16 protein-coding genes are annotated in these 16,591 nt (G+C 34.7%); 2 read left to right on the top strand and 14 right to left on the bottom strand.

Features of this window, described 5'->3' with window-relative positions:
* Window positions 1-32 precede the first annotated feature (32 nt).
* The 4 genes from G7050_RS16285 to rfbA form a co-directional block, all read right to left on the bottom strand.
* On the bottom strand, window positions 33-1,034 hold the full coding sequence (locus tag G7050_RS16285; RefSeq protein ID WP_166117323.1) for a S41 family peptidase: 1,002 nt from the start codon (window positions 1,032-1,034) through the stop codon (window positions 33-35).
* An 89-nt stretch (window positions 1,035-1,123) separates the two neighbouring features.
* Window positions 1,124-1,882, bottom strand: coding sequence for a glycoside hydrolase family 25 protein (locus tag G7050_RS16280; protein WP_166117322.1), 759 nt, complete (start codon window positions 1,880-1,882; stop codon window positions 1,124-1,126).
* A 3-nt stretch (window positions 1,883-1,885) separates the two neighbouring features.
* Window positions 1,886-2,434, bottom strand: a complete 549-nt coding sequence (gene rfbC / locus G7050_RS16275; RefSeq protein WP_166117321.1) for a dTDP-4-dehydrorhamnose 3,5-epimerase — start codon at window positions 2,432-2,434, stop codon at window positions 1,886-1,888.
* Between the two features lie 3 nt (window positions 2,435-2,437).
* Window positions 2,438-3,298, bottom strand: a complete 861-nt coding sequence (rfbA, locus tag G7050_RS16270) for a glucose-1-phosphate thymidylyltransferase RfbA (protein WP_166117320.1) — start codon at window positions 3,296-3,298, stop codon at window positions 2,438-2,440.
* A 135-nt stretch (window positions 3,299-3,433) separates the two neighbouring features.
* Here rfbA and G7050_RS16265 point away from each other — a divergent pair, with 135 nt between their 5' ends.
* On the top strand, window positions 3,434-4,177 hold the full coding sequence (locus G7050_RS16265) for a hypothetical protein (protein ID WP_166117319.1): 744 nt from the start codon (window positions 3,434-3,436) through the stop codon (window positions 4,175-4,177).
* Window positions 4,178-4,211: 34 nt separating this feature from the next.
* Here G7050_RS16265 and rpiB read toward each other — a convergent pair whose 3' ends face one another.
* The 4 genes from rpiB to G7050_RS16245 all read right to left on the bottom strand — a co-directional run bounded on the left by rpiB (window position 4,212) and on the right by G7050_RS16245 (window position 9,428).
* On the bottom strand, window positions 4,212-4,685 hold the full coding sequence (gene rpiB, locus G7050_RS16260) for a ribose 5-phosphate isomerase B (protein ID WP_166117318.1): 474 nt from the start codon (window positions 4,683-4,685) through the stop codon (window positions 4,212-4,214).
* Window positions 4,686-4,790: 105 nt separating this feature from the next.
* Window positions 4,791-6,821: a transketolase gene (locus G7050_RS16255; protein WP_166117317.1), complete on the bottom strand. Its 2,031-nt coding sequence runs from the start codon at window positions 6,819-6,821 to the stop codon at window positions 4,791-4,793.
* 174 nt (window positions 6,822-6,995) lie between these two features.
* Window positions 6,996-8,309, bottom strand: coding sequence for an MFS transporter (locus G7050_RS16250; protein ID WP_166117316.1), 1,314 nt, complete (start codon window positions 8,307-8,309; stop codon window positions 6,996-6,998).
* Between the two features lie 33 nt (window positions 8,310-8,342).
* Window positions 8,343-9,428 (bottom strand): aldose epimerase family protein, encoded by a 1,086-nt coding sequence (locus G7050_RS16245; protein WP_166117315.1) that lies wholly within the window; start codon window positions 9,426-9,428, stop codon window positions 8,343-8,345.
* Between the two features lie 270 nt (window positions 9,429-9,698).
* Here G7050_RS16245 and G7050_RS16240 point away from each other — a divergent pair, with 270 nt between their 5' ends.
* Complete coding sequence (locus G7050_RS16240) at window positions 9,699-10,520, top strand: tetratricopeptide repeat protein (protein WP_166117314.1); 822 nt, start codon at window positions 9,699-9,701, stop codon at window positions 10,518-10,520.
* A 59-nt stretch (window positions 10,521-10,579) separates the two neighbouring features.
* On the opposite strand, the gene G7050_RS16235 is transcribed toward G7050_RS16240, so the two are convergent.
* From G7050_RS16235 to G7050_RS16210, 6 genes are all read right to left on the bottom strand, one after another.
* Window positions 10,580-11,713: an adenylyltransferase/cytidyltransferase family protein gene (locus tag G7050_RS16235; protein WP_166117313.1), complete on the bottom strand. Its 1,134-nt coding sequence runs from the start codon at window positions 11,711-11,713 to the stop codon at window positions 10,580-10,582.
* 38 nt (window positions 11,714-11,751) lie between these two features.
* Window positions 11,752-12,909, bottom strand: coding sequence for an iron-containing alcohol dehydrogenase (locus G7050_RS16230; protein WP_166117312.1), 1,158 nt, complete (start codon window positions 12,907-12,909; stop codon window positions 11,752-11,754).
* Between the two features lie 65 nt (window positions 12,910-12,974).
* The gene (locus G7050_RS16225; protein ID WP_166117311.1) at window positions 12,975-13,211 is read right to left on the bottom strand and encodes a hypothetical protein; all 237 of its coding nucleotides are present in this window, start codon (window positions 13,209-13,211) and stop codon (window positions 12,975-12,977) included.
* A gap of 179 nt (window positions 13,212-13,390) precedes the next feature.
* Window positions 13,391-14,695: a UDP-N-acetylglucosamine 1-carboxyvinyltransferase gene (gene murA, locus G7050_RS16220; RefSeq protein WP_166117310.1), complete on the bottom strand. Its 1,305-nt coding sequence runs from the start codon at window positions 14,693-14,695 to the stop codon at window positions 13,391-13,393.
* A gap of 65 nt (window positions 14,696-14,760) precedes the next feature.
* Window positions 14,761-15,765 (bottom strand): UDP-N-acetylmuramate dehydrogenase, encoded by a 1,005-nt coding sequence (gene murB, locus G7050_RS16215; protein ID WP_166117309.1) that lies wholly within the window; start codon window positions 15,763-15,765, stop codon window positions 14,761-14,763.
* 54 nt (window positions 15,766-15,819) lie between these two features.
* Window positions 15,820-16,572 carry a hypothetical protein gene (locus G7050_RS16210; protein ID WP_166117308.1) on the bottom strand — a complete coding sequence of 251 codons (753 nt, stop codon included), beginning with the start codon at window positions 16,570-16,572 and terminating at the stop codon, window positions 15,820-15,822.
* Window positions 16,573-16,591: the final 19 nt, after the last annotated feature.

Raw genomic sequence — 16,591 nt, 5'->3', positions numbered from 1 at the left:
GCCGGCCAGAGAGGTAAAAGGCTCGTGAGCTCTTATTTATTGTTTAAAAAATTACGTGCTGCTTCAATAATTGTATCAATTCCCCTAGCCATATCCGATTTACTCATATCGACCTTTATATCAGGTTCAATTCCAAATTCGATATGCTCTTTATTTGCATTAACCATTGGAGAAGACGAAAATCGAACAGACCATCCGTTGGGTAGTTCCGATGAAAATGGTAAACCACTTCCCCCCCCGGTTCTATCACCTATAATAGTTACGTTGGGAGCATAAGTCATTGCATTTACAAAGTCATTGGAAGAACTATAGCATCTTCTGTTGGTAAGAACGACTACCTTTTTTTGATATCTGAGACGATTTGATGGCTCTATATAACGAGGGTAGGGGTTTGAAAAATCATCATGCCCTGTTCCCTTTTTATGCATAATATAACCCACTAAAGTTTTATCATTAAAAAAACGCGCTGCTATTTTATCTGCATTACTCAAAAGACCGCCTCCATTATTTCTGATATCAATAATAATACCATTGCAAATAGACATACGGTTAATTATTTGATCTAGATTGCCTTCGCCAATACCACTTGAAAAACTGCTATAATATATATAACCTATATTATCCTCGAGAATCTTATACTTCATACCCGAAGCTATTAAATAATCAGTTCCAAGATAATTTTCCTGTATTTTCTCATCAAAATTATCAGGATAATCCTCAAACCATTTCCAATAGCGAGCAACATTGTGTGTGGCTATTAGGTTTACATGTCCATCTTGTAGTTCGGCGAGCATCTCTCCCATAACATCAAAAAAAGCGTCATTACTCATATCTTCACTTATCCGATTAGAATATTGTGTATGCACTGTTTCCCAGTCTATATTTTTATAGTTAAAGAAGCAGTATTTTTGATCAAGAGTTTTCCATAGAAGCTCAAAATTATCTCGCTTTGAGTTATTGTATTCTTCTTCATGAAAACAGGATGAAAACAGAGTTATTAATAATAAGCTTATAATCGTTGGTATATACTTCATTACTTGTTTATGATGTTTTTCCAAATTTATAAATTCTATTTATAATTTCTTTCTATTCTTGTAAAATGATGTTATAATTATTGCGGAGCTTATGGGAGTTGTAATTTTTGTAATTCATCAAATGGGTGTCTGAAATAGTTTAAATCCAGATCTCCAACAATTCCGTCTAATTCTCCGGTATGGGTAAATTGCCAGATAATCCAATTCTTGATGTCATCACTTGGTTCCTTATTCAAACTGCTAATCCATATTGGATTATTTGGGAAAGAGTTATTGATATATAATTTATAACAGTCAGTATTAGTGTATATGATCGGATGAATTCCATAATGCTCATACATCTCATTTTCCATAACCTTGAGCTCTTTCACAACACTTTTGACAAATATTGGATCCTTACTATAAGGGTTTGCCGGCGAATGTTCAACATCAATAGCTGGAATTAAATCTCCGGATCGGCATTCAGCAACACGAATAAAATGTTTGGCTTGTTCTCGACCCGAAACTCCAAAATTATAGAAGTGATACGAACCGGTTTTTATATTGTTTTCTTTAGCTAATTTATAATTATATGGATAGTTGCGATCATCATGAGTAATACCTTCTGTTGCTTTAATGTAGGTGAAGTGGATATTTTGCCTCTTTACTTCTGCCCAATCTAGTATTGGGTTGTGATGTGATATGTCTACTCCTTTTACTTGATATTTTTGACTCTCATTAAACGTATTTGCTGTACTTTTTTTATAAAAAAAATATCCTAGAGTGAGAAATAATACAATTAAAGTCGCCACTAATGTGATCGACTTTAATTTATTATCAGACTTTCTCTTTTTCGTTTTTTTGCTCATGTTCTATTCAAACAAAATAGCTTCCGTTAGTAGTTTACCGGTTTTGTCTTTTCCGGAAAGTATTAATTCATCTTCAGATATTCCCCAATCAATACCAATTGTCGGATCGCTCCATATAATTGAAGCTTCATAACCGGGAGCATATACATTATCAACTTTATATGTAAATATTGCTGTATTACTCAATACTACAAAGCCATGTGCAAAACCCCTGGGTACAAATAATTGCTTTTTATTTTCAGCAGTAAGTTCCACAGCTACATATTGCCCAAAAGTAGGGGACGATTTGCGTATATCTACAGCTACATCAAGCACACTTCCCTGTATTACTCTGACTAATTTAGCTTGTGCAAATTCTCCCGTTTGGTAATGCAAACCCCTTAGAACTCCTCTCGAAGACTTAGATTCATTATCTTGTATGAAATCTGTTTTTCCTACGAATTTTTCAAACTCAGCTTGTTTAAAAGATTCCATAAAATAACCGCGATCATCACTGAATACACTGGGTTCAATTACCCAAACTCCACTTATATATTGTTCTGTAAATTTCATTCTTTATAATAAGCTTAAAATATATTTTCCGTATGCTGTTTTATCTAATCTTTTGCCAAGATCTTCAAGTTGATTGTTATTAATCCAACCATTACGCCAAGCTATTTCTTCTATGCAAGCAATATAAAAGCCCTGTCTGCTTTGTATTGTTTCAACAAAATTTCCTGCTTCCAATAAACTATCACAGTTACCGGTATCTAGCCAGGCAAATCCTCTACCAAAAAGCTCAACTTGTAATGTTCCTTCGTTTAGATAGACTTTGTTTAGATCTGTTATTTCATATTCTCCTCTAGGGGAGGGTTTCAGTTTTTTAGCTTTTTCAGAAACAGAGCTATCGTAGAAATACAATCCGGGAACTGCATAATTAGATTTAGGTTTTTCCGGTTTTTCTTCTAAAGAAAATACCTTTCCACTTTCATCAAATTCTACTACTCCATATGCTCTGGGATCTTTTACATAATAGCCAAAAATACATGCACCTTTATTTATTGAAGCTGCACGGTTAAGCATGGCTGAGAATCCTTGACCATAAAACATATTATCTCCAAGTATAAGGCAGCCCGGTTCTCCATTCAGAAACTCAGCACCAAGAACAAAAGCCTGAGCTAATCCATCCGGTTTTTCTTGAACTATATACTCAAAACGCATTCCTAGTTCTTCTCCGGTTCCCAATAAGTCTTGGAACATAGGAAGATCTCGAGGTGTCGATATGATTAGTACTTCTCTAATTCCCGCTAACATAAGAGTAGAAAGCGGATAATAGATCATAGGCTTGTCATAAACAGGCATTATTTGTTTTGAAATTGCTTTAGATAATGGATAAAGTCTGGTTGCACTTCCACCCGCAAGAATGATTCCTTTCATGCTTATTTCTTTTGATGTTATGGCAAAGATACTATTTTGCTCTTAACAAAAAAACATATGCATAAAGAGGAAAGTTTCGAATATGTTAAATAAAAAGTATATATTTGGCTGCTAACTAATTTAAGATTTAATTATATGGATATCAAAAATGATGATAGAGATAATTCTGTAAAGAATAATATCCAGTCTGTGAGTACTCAATCGGACACAGTTTGCGATTCTTCATTTTCATTTAATGAACTTATAAAAGATGCTGGTAGGCAGAGTTTAAAAGCAATAAAGTGGTTTATCTTAGTATTACTAGCCTTTGGTTTACCTAATATTATTTTTCTTATAGTTTCTCTTTTTAAGTATGGTAATAAGGCTATAAATGAATCAAGTTTTTGCTTATTTATTATATTGTTTATAGGCCTTACTTCTACAGCTTTTGCTTTATATTCTACATATAAATATATATTAGTGGATACATTAAATATTGGATATAGGTACTTAACTCCTTTGTTTAAAAAAATCTGTGTAAAAATTATTGAAAAGATAATTTCAGGAGGCAATAGATTAATGGGAAAGCGAGATGTTGAAAAAATGTTGAATGTAGGGAGTTTAATGATTGAGGTTTACGGGAAAAAATTACCAAATTATTTGCAAAAATCAGTGAAATTTATTTTGAGGCGTATTCCTTTTAGTGATTTTCTTTTTAATATGCAGGATGATTTGAAAAGTGGTAGAAAGGATAGTAAAACATTAAGTGAGATGTTATATATTCAATTAGATACTTATATGAAAAATGTTTTTTTTAAGAATAATTCAATGAAATGGATAATCTGGTTTCTACCATTGAATATCATCATACAAATAATACTATTGATCTATATTAAATAAAAAAGGCTTCATAATAGAAGCCTTTTTTTATTGTTTATTTAACCGGAATTTTCTCGATACGCCTTATATGGCGTCCACCTTCAAATGGCGTATTGAAGAATGCGACAACAATATTATAAGCTTCTTCGTTAGAGACATAACGTCCAGGTATGACTAAAACATTTGCATCATTATGTGCCCTTGTTAGTTTTGCAATTTCAGGATTCCAGCATAGTACTGATCTGATACCTTGATGTTTATTCAAAGTAATATTTATACCATTACCAGTTCCACATATTCCAATTCCCGGATAACACTCTCCCTTTTCAATAGCTATAGCCATTGGGTGGGCAAAGTCAGGATAATCACAACTTTCGGATGTGTAAGTCCCAAAATCTTTATATGCTATACCTTTCTCTTCAAAAAGAGAAATTAAATAGGATTTTAATTCAAATCCGGCATGGTCGCTACAAAGACCAACGGGTTTCTCCGATTGAGAGAACAATGATTGCGATTGTGTATTAGCCATAATTATAGACTTTTATTAAGTAACAAAAAATATTAATGTCGTATTTCAGAATCATAACTATCATTTGTTTTCATGCTTACCAAAGCAATAAAAACTTCTGAGAGCTTATTTTCTCAGATATTCTTTGACTTGTTTGTATACATTATCAGCTGTAAAACCTAGTTTTTCATCCAATACTTTATAAGGAGCAGAGAATCCAAAAGTTTCAAGTCCCCAGACTTTTCCTGCATCGCCAACTAAACCAAGAAGGTTTACCGGAAGACCAGCAGTCAATCCGAATATTTTTTTGCCAGAAGGAATAACCGAGTCTTGATATTCTTTATACTGATTTCTAAAGAGTCCTTCAGAAGGAACAGAGACAATTCTGGATTTTATTCCATCGGCTTCTAAAAGTTTAGAACCTTCTACTAAAGTTGCAACTTCTGAACCTGAAGCTAAAAGTATAACATCGTAGTTATCCGAATCAGTAACTATATATGCTCCTTTAGCTGCTTGAAGAGCTTCGTTGTAACGTGAAGTTTTAGCAGGTAAATCTTTTATGTTCTGACGAGAGAAGATTAGTCCCGTAGGTGTAGAAGTATTTTCCATTGCCAGCTTCCATGAAACAGTAGTCTCTACGGCATCAGCAGGACGAAGTACCAACATTGAATTTTGGTTATGGTGATTTTTCAATTTCTCCATCAATCTCAATTGTGCTTCTTGTTCTACAGGTTCATGAGTAGGACCGTCTTCCCCTACACGAAATGCATCATGTGTCCAGATAAATTTAACAGGTTGTTGCATGATTGCTGCTAAACGAATAGCTGGTTTCATGTAATCCGAGAATACAAAGAATGTGGCACAAGCTGCAATAACTCCTCCGTGTAAACTCATTCCTATTGATAAACAAGCCATTGTTAGCTCACTAACACCTACCTGTAAGAAGGCACCGGAGAAATCGTTCTTTTTAAAACTTGTTGTATATTTAAGAAAGCCGTCAGTTTTATCAGAATTAGATAAATCGGCAGATGAAACAATCATGTTCTCTATATTCTGAGCTAATACTGAAAGTACTGCTGCAGATGCAGCACGAGAAGCAATATCATTTTTTTGTTCTATACCAGCCCAATCAATTTGAGGAACTTCTCCTTCAAACCAACGTTTCATTTTATCTGCTAATTCGGGGTTTTCTGAAGCCCATTTAGCTTTTTTCTCATTGAGTTTAGCTACAATTTCTTTCAGCTCTTTTGCTCTTTTTGCGTATAGCTCTTTTGCTTCCGGAAATATTTGGAACGGGTTTTGTGGATCACCACCTAGGTTAATTATTGATTTTTCGAAACTGGCACCACTTTCACCAAGAGGCATACCGTGAGTCGCAGTTTGTCCTTCGAAACTTGAATTATCATCTTTAACAGCACCTTTTCCCATAATAGTGTGACCTACTATAAGGGTTGGTTTTGATTTTTCTGCTTTAGCTTCAACTAAGGCTGCTCTAATTTCAGCAGCGTCATTTCCATTTATTGAGATAACTTTCCAGCCCCAAGCATTATATTTAGCTACAATATCTTCGTCGCTAACCTCCGAAGTTTTTGTTGATAACTGTATACCATTGGAATCATAGAACATGATCAAATTATTCAAGCCTAAATGACCAGCAATACGACCTGCTCCTTGAGATATTTCTTCTTGTATACCACCGTCAGATATAAACGTATATATTGTGTGATCCATTTGATCACCAAAACGTGCTTTTAGAAATTTGGCTGCGATAGCAGCACCTACAGCAAATGTATGCCCTTGGCCTAATGGACCAGAAGTATTTTCAATTCCATGATCTAAATCTAATTCGGGGTGACCTGGAGTAATGCTTCCCCATTGACGGAATTGTTTTAAATCATCTAAGGTATACTTTCCTGCCAATGTTAGTGTTGAATATAACATGGGAGACATATGACCCGGATCTAGAAAAAAACGATCTCTGTTTTCCCAACGTGGATTTTCTGGATTATAAACCAGAAATTCAGAAAACAAGACATTAATAAAATCGGCTCCACCCATTGCTCCTCCAGGATGTCCGGATTTTGCTTTTTCAACCATCGATGCAGCTAGAATACGGATATTATCCGCAGATTTGTTTAGAACTTTTATATCATTCATGGTAAATTAATATATCATTATTTCGTTTTCTACAAAAGTAACAAAAAATAGAATAGGTTAGGTATATAGTTTAGACCATTTTATTGATTGTTCATAAATGGTGTCTATGAAAATAAGAAAGCCCACTTGCTTTATTTATAACAAGTGGGCTTTGGTTTATAAGTTATTGTAATTTTATTTCACAGGAATATCCTTGTTTACGTTTTTACAGCCAACAAGTGCATAGTAAAGTAGGTAAGCAAGACCAACTACGATTACCCAGTAGCTAGTAAGATAACCTATGCCACCTGTCATATCTACGATTCCGTTTTGCAATAATGGCAGGATACCACCACCGCAAACCATTACCATAAAGATACCGGATGCTTTTTCTGTGTATTTACCTAATCCTTCTACGGCAAGGTTAAAGATTCCTCCCCACATTACTGATGTACATAAGCCGACAAAGACTAGTAAAGCAGCATTTATTGGAACATTCGCTAAACCGAATAATCCGTTTGCATCGTTTTTAAATACAGGTAGATTTACCATTATATTTGTTGGTGCAAACATAGCAGCAAGAGTAAGGATCAAGCCTACAACTGAAGCAACAATTAACATTGATTTTGCTGAAACTTTACTGCCGATAGCAGCTCCTAAAAGTCGACCTACAAGCATCATCATCCAATAAGTTGCAGTAACAGAACCCGCAATGGCTTCTGCACTTCCAAGACCCTTTAGTTGAAGAATATCTAAGTCAGGATTTTGCAACCATTTATTTAATACATTAGGAACACCCACTTCAACTCCTACATATACAAATATACCAATGGCTCCAAAAATAAAGTGACGGAATGACAATGGACTGTATTTGTCATTAGCCGAGCTTATTTGTTGTTGTTTTTCGTTTTCAGGAATTGTAGTTAGTGCAATAACGATGAATGCAAATGCGAAAATAGCTAAAGCTGCAAACATTAAAGGGAAAACGTTGCTGATTTGAGCATTCTTTATTCCTTCTGGGATTAATATACCAGTTAATATGATAACAGCTGTACCTGCCAGCGAGTTAAAAGAACCTCCTATTTGTATAAGTTGGTTTCCTTTATTACCTCCTCCTCCTAGCTTATTTAGCATAGGGTTTACTACAGTATTAAGTAAACACATCGAGAAACCGGCAACAAAAGCTCCAAGTAAATAAACTTCAAAACTACCTAGTGTTCCTGAAAGTGTTTGGATACCTACACCAATAAAACCAATAGCAATGGCAATAAGTGCTGTTTTTTTATACCCTAATTTTTGAAGTAGATTACCAGCAGGGTATCCCATCACAGCATAAGCTATGAAGTTGGCAAACACTCCAAGAGTTCCCATCCAGTTTGGAACGTTAAATTGATTTTTTAAAATATCTCCCATTGGAGAAGCTAAGTTTGTTACAAACGAGACCATCGCAAAAAGGAATATCATTACGATGATGGGTAACAGATAATTTTTTTTCTCTGTAGAACTCATAGTTTTTGTTATTTATTATAGTTTATCTAGTTATTAATGTCTGATAGTAAATTTAAATTCTGTTTTGCTTTCGAATTTGTCTTCGGGTTTGAGTATTATCGAAGGGTATTCCGGGTGATTAATGCTGTCAGGGTAATGTTGGGTTTCAAAGCATACAGCACTTTGAGCTGGATAACGCTGTCCGTTTTTTCCAATAAAGTTGCCGGTCATCCAGTTTCCTGTATATACTTGCACTCCGGGCTGATCTGTATAGACAGTCATTTCGATGCCTGTTTTGGGAGAATAGCATTCCAAAGCTTGCACATATTCAGTTTCGTCTTTTTTATTTAGAATATAGGTGTGATCGTATCCTCTAGCCCAAACAAGCTGATCTGTTTTTTCATTAATATTTAGACCAATCTCGTGAGGAGTGCTAAAGTCCATAGGAGTACCTTCCGTTTTCTCGGGTTTGCCGTATGGTATAGCCGTATCATCAGTAGGTAAGTAGTAGTTTGAATTAATTTTTAAAATATGATCTCCAATATTAAGATCTCCTGCTCCAGATAAATTAAAGTAAGCATGGTTCGTTAAATTCAGAATGGTAGTTTTATCAGTTGTGGCTTCATATTTAATTTCAACCGAATTGTCGTTCGTTAACGTATATGTTACTGTAACTGATAGATTTCCGGGAAAACCTTCTTCTCCATCTTTGGATAAATAGGAAAGAACTAATGTCTGCTGGTCCATTTGTTTTGCATCCCAAACTACAGAGTTAAAGCCTTTCAATCCTCCATGTAGATTGTTAGGTCCGTTGTTAATTGCTAATGTATATTCTTTACCCTCTAAAGTGAATTTTCCTTTTGCAATGCGGTTTCCTGTACGTCCACAGATTGCTCCGAAATAAGGCTCTTCCGAGTTTATAAATTCATCTATGGAATTGTGTCCGGTAACTACATCAATAAAAGCACCTGTTTTATCGGGTACCATTAATGATACTATTCTTGCTCCGTAATTAGATATTGTAAGTTCTGCTCCTTGTTTGTTCTGAAGAATAAAAAGTGAGGTGTGTTTTCCTTCAACAACTTTTTCGAAATTAGCACATAACAAACCCGATTTAGTTGTTTCTATATGATTATTCATGCTTATTAGTTTTAAAATTAGATACAGAATAAAGATCTTTCTTTAGTACGTAAAATTATTATGACTATCTTTCTATACCTAAAAAAAATAGGTGTTCTAAAACATATATTTTAAACGTTTAAACTTTTGCGAAAATCAAACTTAACTCTTTCTGATAACATCTATAAACACAAATTCTGAATCTTTATAGCTATTGCGAAAAGTAGATTTGATATATTAAGTATACATTTGCACGAAAGTCCTTAGTAAATGTACAAATAATATTTTAAAATGAATCGATATTTCTTTATTGCGATCTTTTTTTTAGTGAGCTTTTTCTCTTCGGCACAAACCTACGAAGAATTGGTCTCAAAATCTCTTGACTATTTGGATGAAAAAGAGTATGCTGCTGCTGAACTGACATTAAAAGAAGCTATGCGTAAAGAACCTGCTAATGAGGGGAATATTTTGTTATTAGCTAATCTTGGTACAATTCAACGACATCTGGGTAAATCTGAAGAGGCGTTGATATCATATAGCTCTGCATTGAGTAAATATCCTAATAATATTTTTGTTCTTCAGAATAGAGCAGCTTTATATTGTGAATTGGATAGTTTGAATGCTGCAATGAAAGATTATAATATTATCTTATCTATGGATGAAAACAATATTGAAGCACTTTACCGGAGAGGTTTGATCTTTATGAGTGAAAAGAATTTATTAGCAGCTGAGAGTGATTTTGAACAAATATTAGATATAAATCCTGAAAATATATTGGCACTAAGCAGCTTGGCTTTTTCTCTAAAGAGTAGGGGAGAATGGATAGAGGCAGAAGATAAATATACAGATTTAATATTTAAGTATAAAAATCAACCTGAGTTTTATGTAAACAGAGCTGAGTGTTATTTGCAGCTTGATAAAAAAGGCAGAGCTAAAAGCGATTTAGATAAAGCTCAACAACTGGGATATAATGATCCATTGTTGTATATACTAAAAGGGCAGTTGGATATTCATCAGTTTGATAAATTCAGTGCAAAGCGTAATTTTGAGAAAGCTTTGGAGATGGGTGCTGATAAAGAAATAATCAAGCAGTATTTATTATTATGTAAATAAAAAAAGGAGCAAACTCTAAAAAGTTTGCTCCTTTCTGTTTATTTTCAAACCTATGTTTTCTAGCTCCTTCTGATTCTTATTTGAATAGCATTGTTAACAGGCTGCTCACTTACAAAAATAAGATAACCGCCTCCGCCTGCACCACTAATTTTCCATCCATGAACAGAATCTTTATACTTTTCGAGTATCTCTAATATATCGTTTGATATCATGTTGGGATACATTGTTATTTGTGCTTCAAAACTTCGAGTCAAGGCTTTCCCAAAGCTTTTCGTATCTTTATTATTTATGGCTTTCCAACAATCAAGGGCTGCTTCACTAAGCTTTTTGACATTTTCGGGAGTGATATTGGTATTGCTCAATACATCATAATTGTCATGACGGGGATATAGAGGTACTAGCCATAAACGTTGTTCTAGCCAATCTAAAAGGTCATTGTCCAGTTTCGTTTCTATTTCAGATGGCCAGAAATTACCGGTATAATGAAATTTGTTTAGACCTGGCATAACTAACCCTAATGCATCTTGAGAACCACTCACATATTTTGTTCCGGGAGGATTTTCAAAACAGAAAAGAGTTTTAGCTAGTTTCTCTTTATTTCCAGATGGAATATCCACTTGCCATAATTCAATAGCTTTCTTACGAGAACTGGTCGACATTCCACTTCTGTCATTGAACTCATAGTCAGGTTCTATGCATATAGTAAGTACAGATCCTGCATATAGTTCACTAACATTCGGTTGATCGAGCCATCCTCCGGCTAAATCTATGCGATAAGGTATCTTACATTCTTCCCTTAATGCAGTGGTAGATCTGCTGGGGAGGTTTCCATGGGGTACCCTTTTACTTACTACATACTCTATACCCAGCTCTTTGCATAGTTCTTCTTTCACTGAACTGTGTCCGTCTGTATTGACAAAGAATATATCGGGTTTAAGTTGCTTTATCTCTTCAAGGAAATCTATAATACCACTTCCTTGATTAATCCATGCATCTTTAACGGTCTTAAGTGCCTTTACCATATATAACCTCTCTTGATCGTTATTTATAGTCTTTCTGGCTTTAAGTTCGTTTATTGTTTTGTCGGATCCGATACCTACATACAGATCGCCAAGTGTTGCAGCTTCTTCAAAGAATGCTACATGCCCACTGTGAAGCATATCATAACATCCACTTACAAATACCTTTTTCATATTCTCAGTTTAGTGTATAATTCAGTTTAGTATATTGACTATAATCTTGACATCAATATTTCTCTTACAACTTCAGGTGTGATATTTGATTTTTCACCGAGTGTCCATCCGCGACCTTGCAATTTAGAGCATACCTTATCTATTGATTCTTTGTTTAATCCGTAATCCGAAAGGTGTGTTTTTATTTGTATTTCTTCGAAAAAGTTTTCTACAGCTTTTATTGTATTATCCAAGCGTTTTTCTCTCGACAAATTATTATATATTCCAAAAACCTGTTGACCTAGCTGCAGAATTTTTTCAGCTTTTTGTTCTTTAAGTATAGTCATTACCCCGGGTAATACTATCGCTAAAGTCTGAGCATGATCAAGGCCATATAATGCTGTAAGTTCATGCCCTATTTGATGAGTAGCCCAGTCTTCGGGTACACCACATCCAATCCAACCATTCAGAGCCCAAGTTGAAGCCCACATTAAATTAGCTCTTACATCATAATCTTTAGGTGTTTCCAAAGCTTTAGGTCCTTCTGTTACCAAAGTAGTAAGTATCGATTCTGCAAATTTATCTTGTATCATTGCATGTACAGGATAAGTTAAGTATTGCTCTATAACGTGAACAAAGGCATCAGCAACACCATTACTTACTTGTCTTGGTGGTAATGAGTAAGTTACTTCCGGGTCTAGAATGGAGAATTTCGGATATGTATATGCTGAACCGAATGCTAATTTATCTTGAGTGGCTACTTTTGTTATAACAGCACCGGCATTCATTTCGGATCCTGTTGCTGATAGAGTAAGTACAACACCAAATGGCAGAGCTTTATTTATTTTAGCCCTTTTGCTTAATATATCCCAAGGGTCATTTCCTTCGAAGCAAGCTGCTGCTGCAATAAATTTAGTAGCATCAACAACCGAACCGCCACCTACAGCCAAAAGGTAATTTATTTTCTTTTCATTAATATACGAAACGACTTTCATACAAGTCTCATAATGAGGATTCGCTTCAATGCCTGAATACTCAAACCACTCGAAAGACGAAAGTGCTTTTACTACTTGATCGTAAACACCATTTGATTTGATGCTTCCTCCACCATAGATAATGAGAACTTTGCTATCAGCTGGTATTTCCTGGCTAAGGTTTTTTATAGTATCTTTTCCGAAAATGATCTTTACCGGATTGATAAAACTGAAATTTTCCATAAAACGTTATCTATAATAAGTTAGGTTGATATATTATTAACTGTTTTTTGTGACAGATAAATAACTTAGTTTAATTGTATTTTCCTTAATTTTCTTATCAGGATATCTGAATAAACAAATTCAGGATCTTCTATTGCGTGGTTTTCTACCACAGACCAATATATTACAACGATATCGTTATTTACAATATTTTTGTCCTGAGAGAATTCGTATAAAAAAAGATGTTCTTTTTCCTCTGCTTTTACACATAATCGGGAATAATCTCCCACATCTTCATATCCTTTAAAACGGACTGTATCCATATAAATAGTATTTTTGTTGAATATACTATTGAGATTATCCATATCTAAATCAAGAAGTGGTAGTTTTCCAATTATAGTATCATTTTCTGTTAAACTCTCTTTTGGTGTTATCGCTTTAACACTGCTAAAGAGAAAAAGAAAAATAATAAAAGCAATTGGTGAAACCTGTATGTGTATCATTAATCCATTCTCATGATATTAGCACCCAGTTGATTTAGTCGGACATCTATATTTTGATACCCTCTATCTATCTGGTCAATATTATGAATTGTACTTTTACCTTCAGCACACATTGCGGCAATTAATAATGCGATACCAGCACGAATATCAGGAGATGTCATAGTCGTAGCACGCATAGAACGCCTTCCTGTACCAATAACAGTTGCACGGTGTGGATCGCATAAGATAATTTGAGCTCCCATATCTATCAGTTTATCCACAAAAAATAAACGGCTTTCAAACATTTTCTGATGTATCAATACACTTCCTTGTGCTTGTGTGGCTACTACTAGTAATACACTAATAAGGTCAGGGGTTAGCCCCGGCCACGGTGCATCGGCAATAGTTAGTATCGAACCATCAATAAAGGTATCAATTGTATAGTCTTTATGTCTGGGGATATGAATATCATCACCTCTGCGTTCTAATGTTATTCCTAGACGACGAAATGTATCGGGTATAATACCTAGTTCATCATATGCAACATCTTTGATTGTAATTTCAGAACCTGTCATAGCGGCCATTCCTATAAAACTGCCGATTTCTATCATATCAGGAAGAATTCTGTGAGTTGTTCCTCCTAGGAACTCTACTCCTTCTATTCTGATCAGATTAGAAGCAATTCCTGTTATTTTTGCTCCCATGCGATTCAGCATTTTGCAAAGTTGTTGCAAATAAGGTTCGCAAGCAGCATTATATATAGTTGTTTCTCCTTCTGCCAATACTGCAGCCATTATTATATTTGCAGTACCTGTCACCGAAGCTTCATCTAAAAGCATATATGCTCCTTTTAATTTATCAGCTGTGATAAAATAGATCTGTTTATCACTGTCATAATTAAATTCAGCTCCCAGTTTTTGTATTCCTTCAAAATGGGTATCTAAGCGGCGACGTCCAATTTTATCACCTCCCGGTTTAGGAAGTAAGGCTTTTCCGAAACGAGCTACCAATGGTCCGATAATCATGACAGAACCTCTTAAAGATGCACTTTTCTTTAAAAATTCAGGACTCTCAAGATATCCTAAATCTACATTGTCGGCTTTAAAAGACCATGTATTTTCATTAATGCGTTTAGTTGTAACACCCATATCTCCTAATAACGAAATAAGGTTATTTACATCTAGTATATCGGGGATATTTTCTATAATTACTTCTTCCGGAGTTAATAGGACTGCACAAATAATTTGTAACGCTTCGTTTTTAGCGCCTTGTGGTATAATCTCTCCGTTTAAGCGGCAACCGCCTTCTATAATAAATGATGCCATGGTATTTTCTTTTTAAGTAAAGTCTTTAATTATATTTTGCCAAAATGAAAAGAAGGTCTGAGACCTTATAATATTCTTACTTCGGGTTCTAAATTGATATTAAATTTATCGGCAACTGCTTGTTGTATTTCTTTCATGAAAAGAACAATGTCATTGCCATCTGTTGATCCATAATTTACAATGATAAGTGCTTGTTTGGGATATGTTCCTATTTGACCTATTTGCTTGCCTTTATATCCAGCCCTGTCTATAAGAAATGCAGCAGATGTTTTGATTAATCCATTTGGTAATGGATAAAGCGGAAGATCGGGATACTCTCTTTGTATATCTTCAGCCACTTCTTTTGTAATATATGGATTTTTAAAAAAACTGCCACAGTTTGGCAATTCTTTTTCATTGGGTAATTTTCTTTGTCTGATACGAATCACAGCATCTCTTACCTCCTTTATTGTTGGTTCAGCTATTTCTTCTAATTCCTTATTGAGGTCTGCATACTTCGGAGTGTAAGTATATGATCGGTTTAATAGAAATACAACGGAGATAATTATATAATTATTCTGTTTTTTAAAGATACTATCCCGATAGGCAAATTCACATTCTGAGTTTGAAAATGAAACTACTTCCAATGTATCCATATTAAGGGCAACCACTTCATGTATACAGTCTTTTACCTCTGCTCCATATGCTCCTATGTTTTGGACAGGTGAAGCACCTACGGTTCCCGGAATATAGGATAGGTTTTCTAAACCTGCATAACCTTTATCCACACAATATTCTACCAACTGATCCCAATCTTCAGATCCCATTACTTCAAGGAATACATGCTCAGAATCATCTGATTCGTCTGATATTTCTCTGATTCCCTTTATGATGGGTCTAACAACCAGTCCGTCAAAATTTTGAGTGAAGAATAAATTACATCCTCCTCCCAGTATGAGTTTAGGTTCTTGCGGATGATCACTCAAGCATTGTCGAAGTTGATTAATATCTGTAGGTTCACAAAATATCTTAGCAAGAGCTTCTGTGCGAAAAGAGTTATATTGTTTTAACTGAGTATTGTATTGATACATGTTTTATGGTGAATGTAAAAGATCTAAGATCTTTTTATTACTTTAGTTGATAGATTATTTTCGGTTTCTTTTTATAACAATTCCTGCGATGCCGAGAACGATAAGACCTCCAATTATCCAAAGTATAATTTCCCAGTTGTTAATGACAAACTTTATAATAAATATAAGAGCTATAATAACAGCAATTACCCCACATATCAGAAGCCCTTTTTTTATTGTCTCCTTATTGGAATTACTTTCAACAACTTCCTTAATTGGGTTTTCTGTATTTGTTGACATGCTGTTTGCAGGAACTACTTCTTCGAAAGGAACATATTCTTTTTCTTCATCCGAAATAGCAAGAGGCTTGACTTCTTCATAATCGATATCTTCTGGCAAATACTGCTCAGGTTCACTTTCTTCTTGAATCGGAATAGTGGCTATATTATTTACAAATTGTTCTTGTTCTTCTGTCTGTTGAGAAGTATCCGACCCCGATGGAGGAGGCAGATGGTCTTTTATTTCTTCCAGCTCCGTAATATCCTGTTGGATATTATTACTGTCAATTTGATTATTTGGAGTATTGTTTTCAGACAATCTTATAATTGTATCAACACGAGATGATGCGATTTTTGTGTCAAAATCATTATTTTCGACCATTCTCAATAATTCCGATTCTATTGCCGGATACTTTTGGATAAGAGATCGGCAGGCATCGGCAAAATCACGAAAACGATTAATTTTTTCAAGTTTTATCCTCATTTCATCTCCCCCTGAGGTAGATAAATCCAGGATTTTATCGGCAATAGCAGACTTTAGATTGTCCATAACAGTTATATACTGTGAT

The organism is Dysgonomonas sp. HDW5A, assembly GCF_011299555.1.
Taxonomy (GTDB): Bacteria; Bacteroidota; Bacteroidia; order Bacteroidales; family Dysgonomonadaceae; genus Dysgonomonas_A.
The sequence above is the reverse complement of the archived record's forward strand: the minus strand, read 5'-3'. Positions and strand labels throughout refer to the sequence as shown.

What these genes read in the sequence shown, in the direction of transcription:
- G7050_RS16285 (WP_166117323.1), bottom strand. Translation starts at nt 1,034, where the DNA reads ATGAAGTATATACCAACGATTATAAGCTTATTATTAATAACTCTGTTT.
- G7050_RS16280 (WP_166117322.1), bottom strand. Translation starts at nt 1,882, where the DNA reads ATGAGCAAAAAAACGAAAAAGAGAAAGTCTGATAATAAATTAAAGTCG.
- rfbC (WP_166117321.1), bottom strand. Translation starts at nt 2,434, where the DNA reads ATGAAATTTACAGAACAATATATAAGTGGAGTTTGGGTAATTGAACCC.
- rfbA (WP_166117320.1), bottom strand. Translation starts at nt 3,298, where the DNA reads ATGAAAGGAATCATTCTTGCGGGTGGAAGTGCAACCAGACTTTATCCA.
- G7050_RS16265 (WP_166117319.1), top strand. Translation starts at nt 3,434, where the DNA reads ATGGATATCAAAAATGATGATAGAGATAATTCTGTAAAGAATAATATC.
- rpiB (WP_166117318.1), bottom strand. Translation starts at nt 4,685, where the DNA reads ATGGCTAATACACAATCGCAATCATTGTTCTCTCAATCGGAGAAACCC.
- G7050_RS16255 (WP_166117317.1), bottom strand. Translation starts at nt 6,821, where the DNA reads ATGAATGATATAAAAGTTCTAAACAAATCTGCGGATAATATCCGTATT.
- G7050_RS16250 (WP_166117316.1), bottom strand. Translation starts at nt 8,309, where the DNA reads ATGAGTTCTACAGAGAAAAAAAATTATCTGTTACCCATCATCGTAATG.
- G7050_RS16245 (WP_166117315.1), bottom strand. Translation starts at nt 9,428, where the DNA reads ATGAATAATCATATAGAAACAACTAAATCGGGTTTGTTATGTGCTAAT.
- G7050_RS16240 (WP_166117314.1), top strand. Translation starts at nt 9,699, where the DNA reads ATGAATCGATATTTCTTTATTGCGATCTTTTTTTTAGTGAGCTTTTTC.
- G7050_RS16235 (WP_166117313.1), bottom strand. Translation starts at nt 11,713, where the DNA reads ATGAAAAAGGTATTTGTAAGTGGATGTTATGATATGCTTCACAGTGGG.
- G7050_RS16230 (WP_166117312.1), bottom strand. Translation starts at nt 12,909, where the DNA reads ATGGAAAATTTCAGTTTTATCAATCCGGTAAAGATCATTTTCGGAAAA.
- G7050_RS16225 (WP_166117311.1), bottom strand. Translation starts at nt 13,211, where the DNA reads ATGGATACAGTCCGTTTTAAAGGATATGAAGATGTGGGAGATTATTCC.
- murA (WP_166117310.1), bottom strand. Translation starts at nt 14,695, where the DNA reads ATGGCATCATTTATTATAGAAGGCGGTTGCCGCTTAAACGGAGAGATT.
- murB (WP_166117309.1), bottom strand. Translation starts at nt 15,765, where the DNA reads ATGTATCAATACAATACTCAGTTAAAACAATATAACTCTTTTCGCACA.
- G7050_RS16210 (WP_166117308.1), bottom strand. Translation starts at nt 16,572, where the DNA reads ATGGACAATCTAAAGTCTGCTATTGCCGATAAAATCCTGGATTTATCT.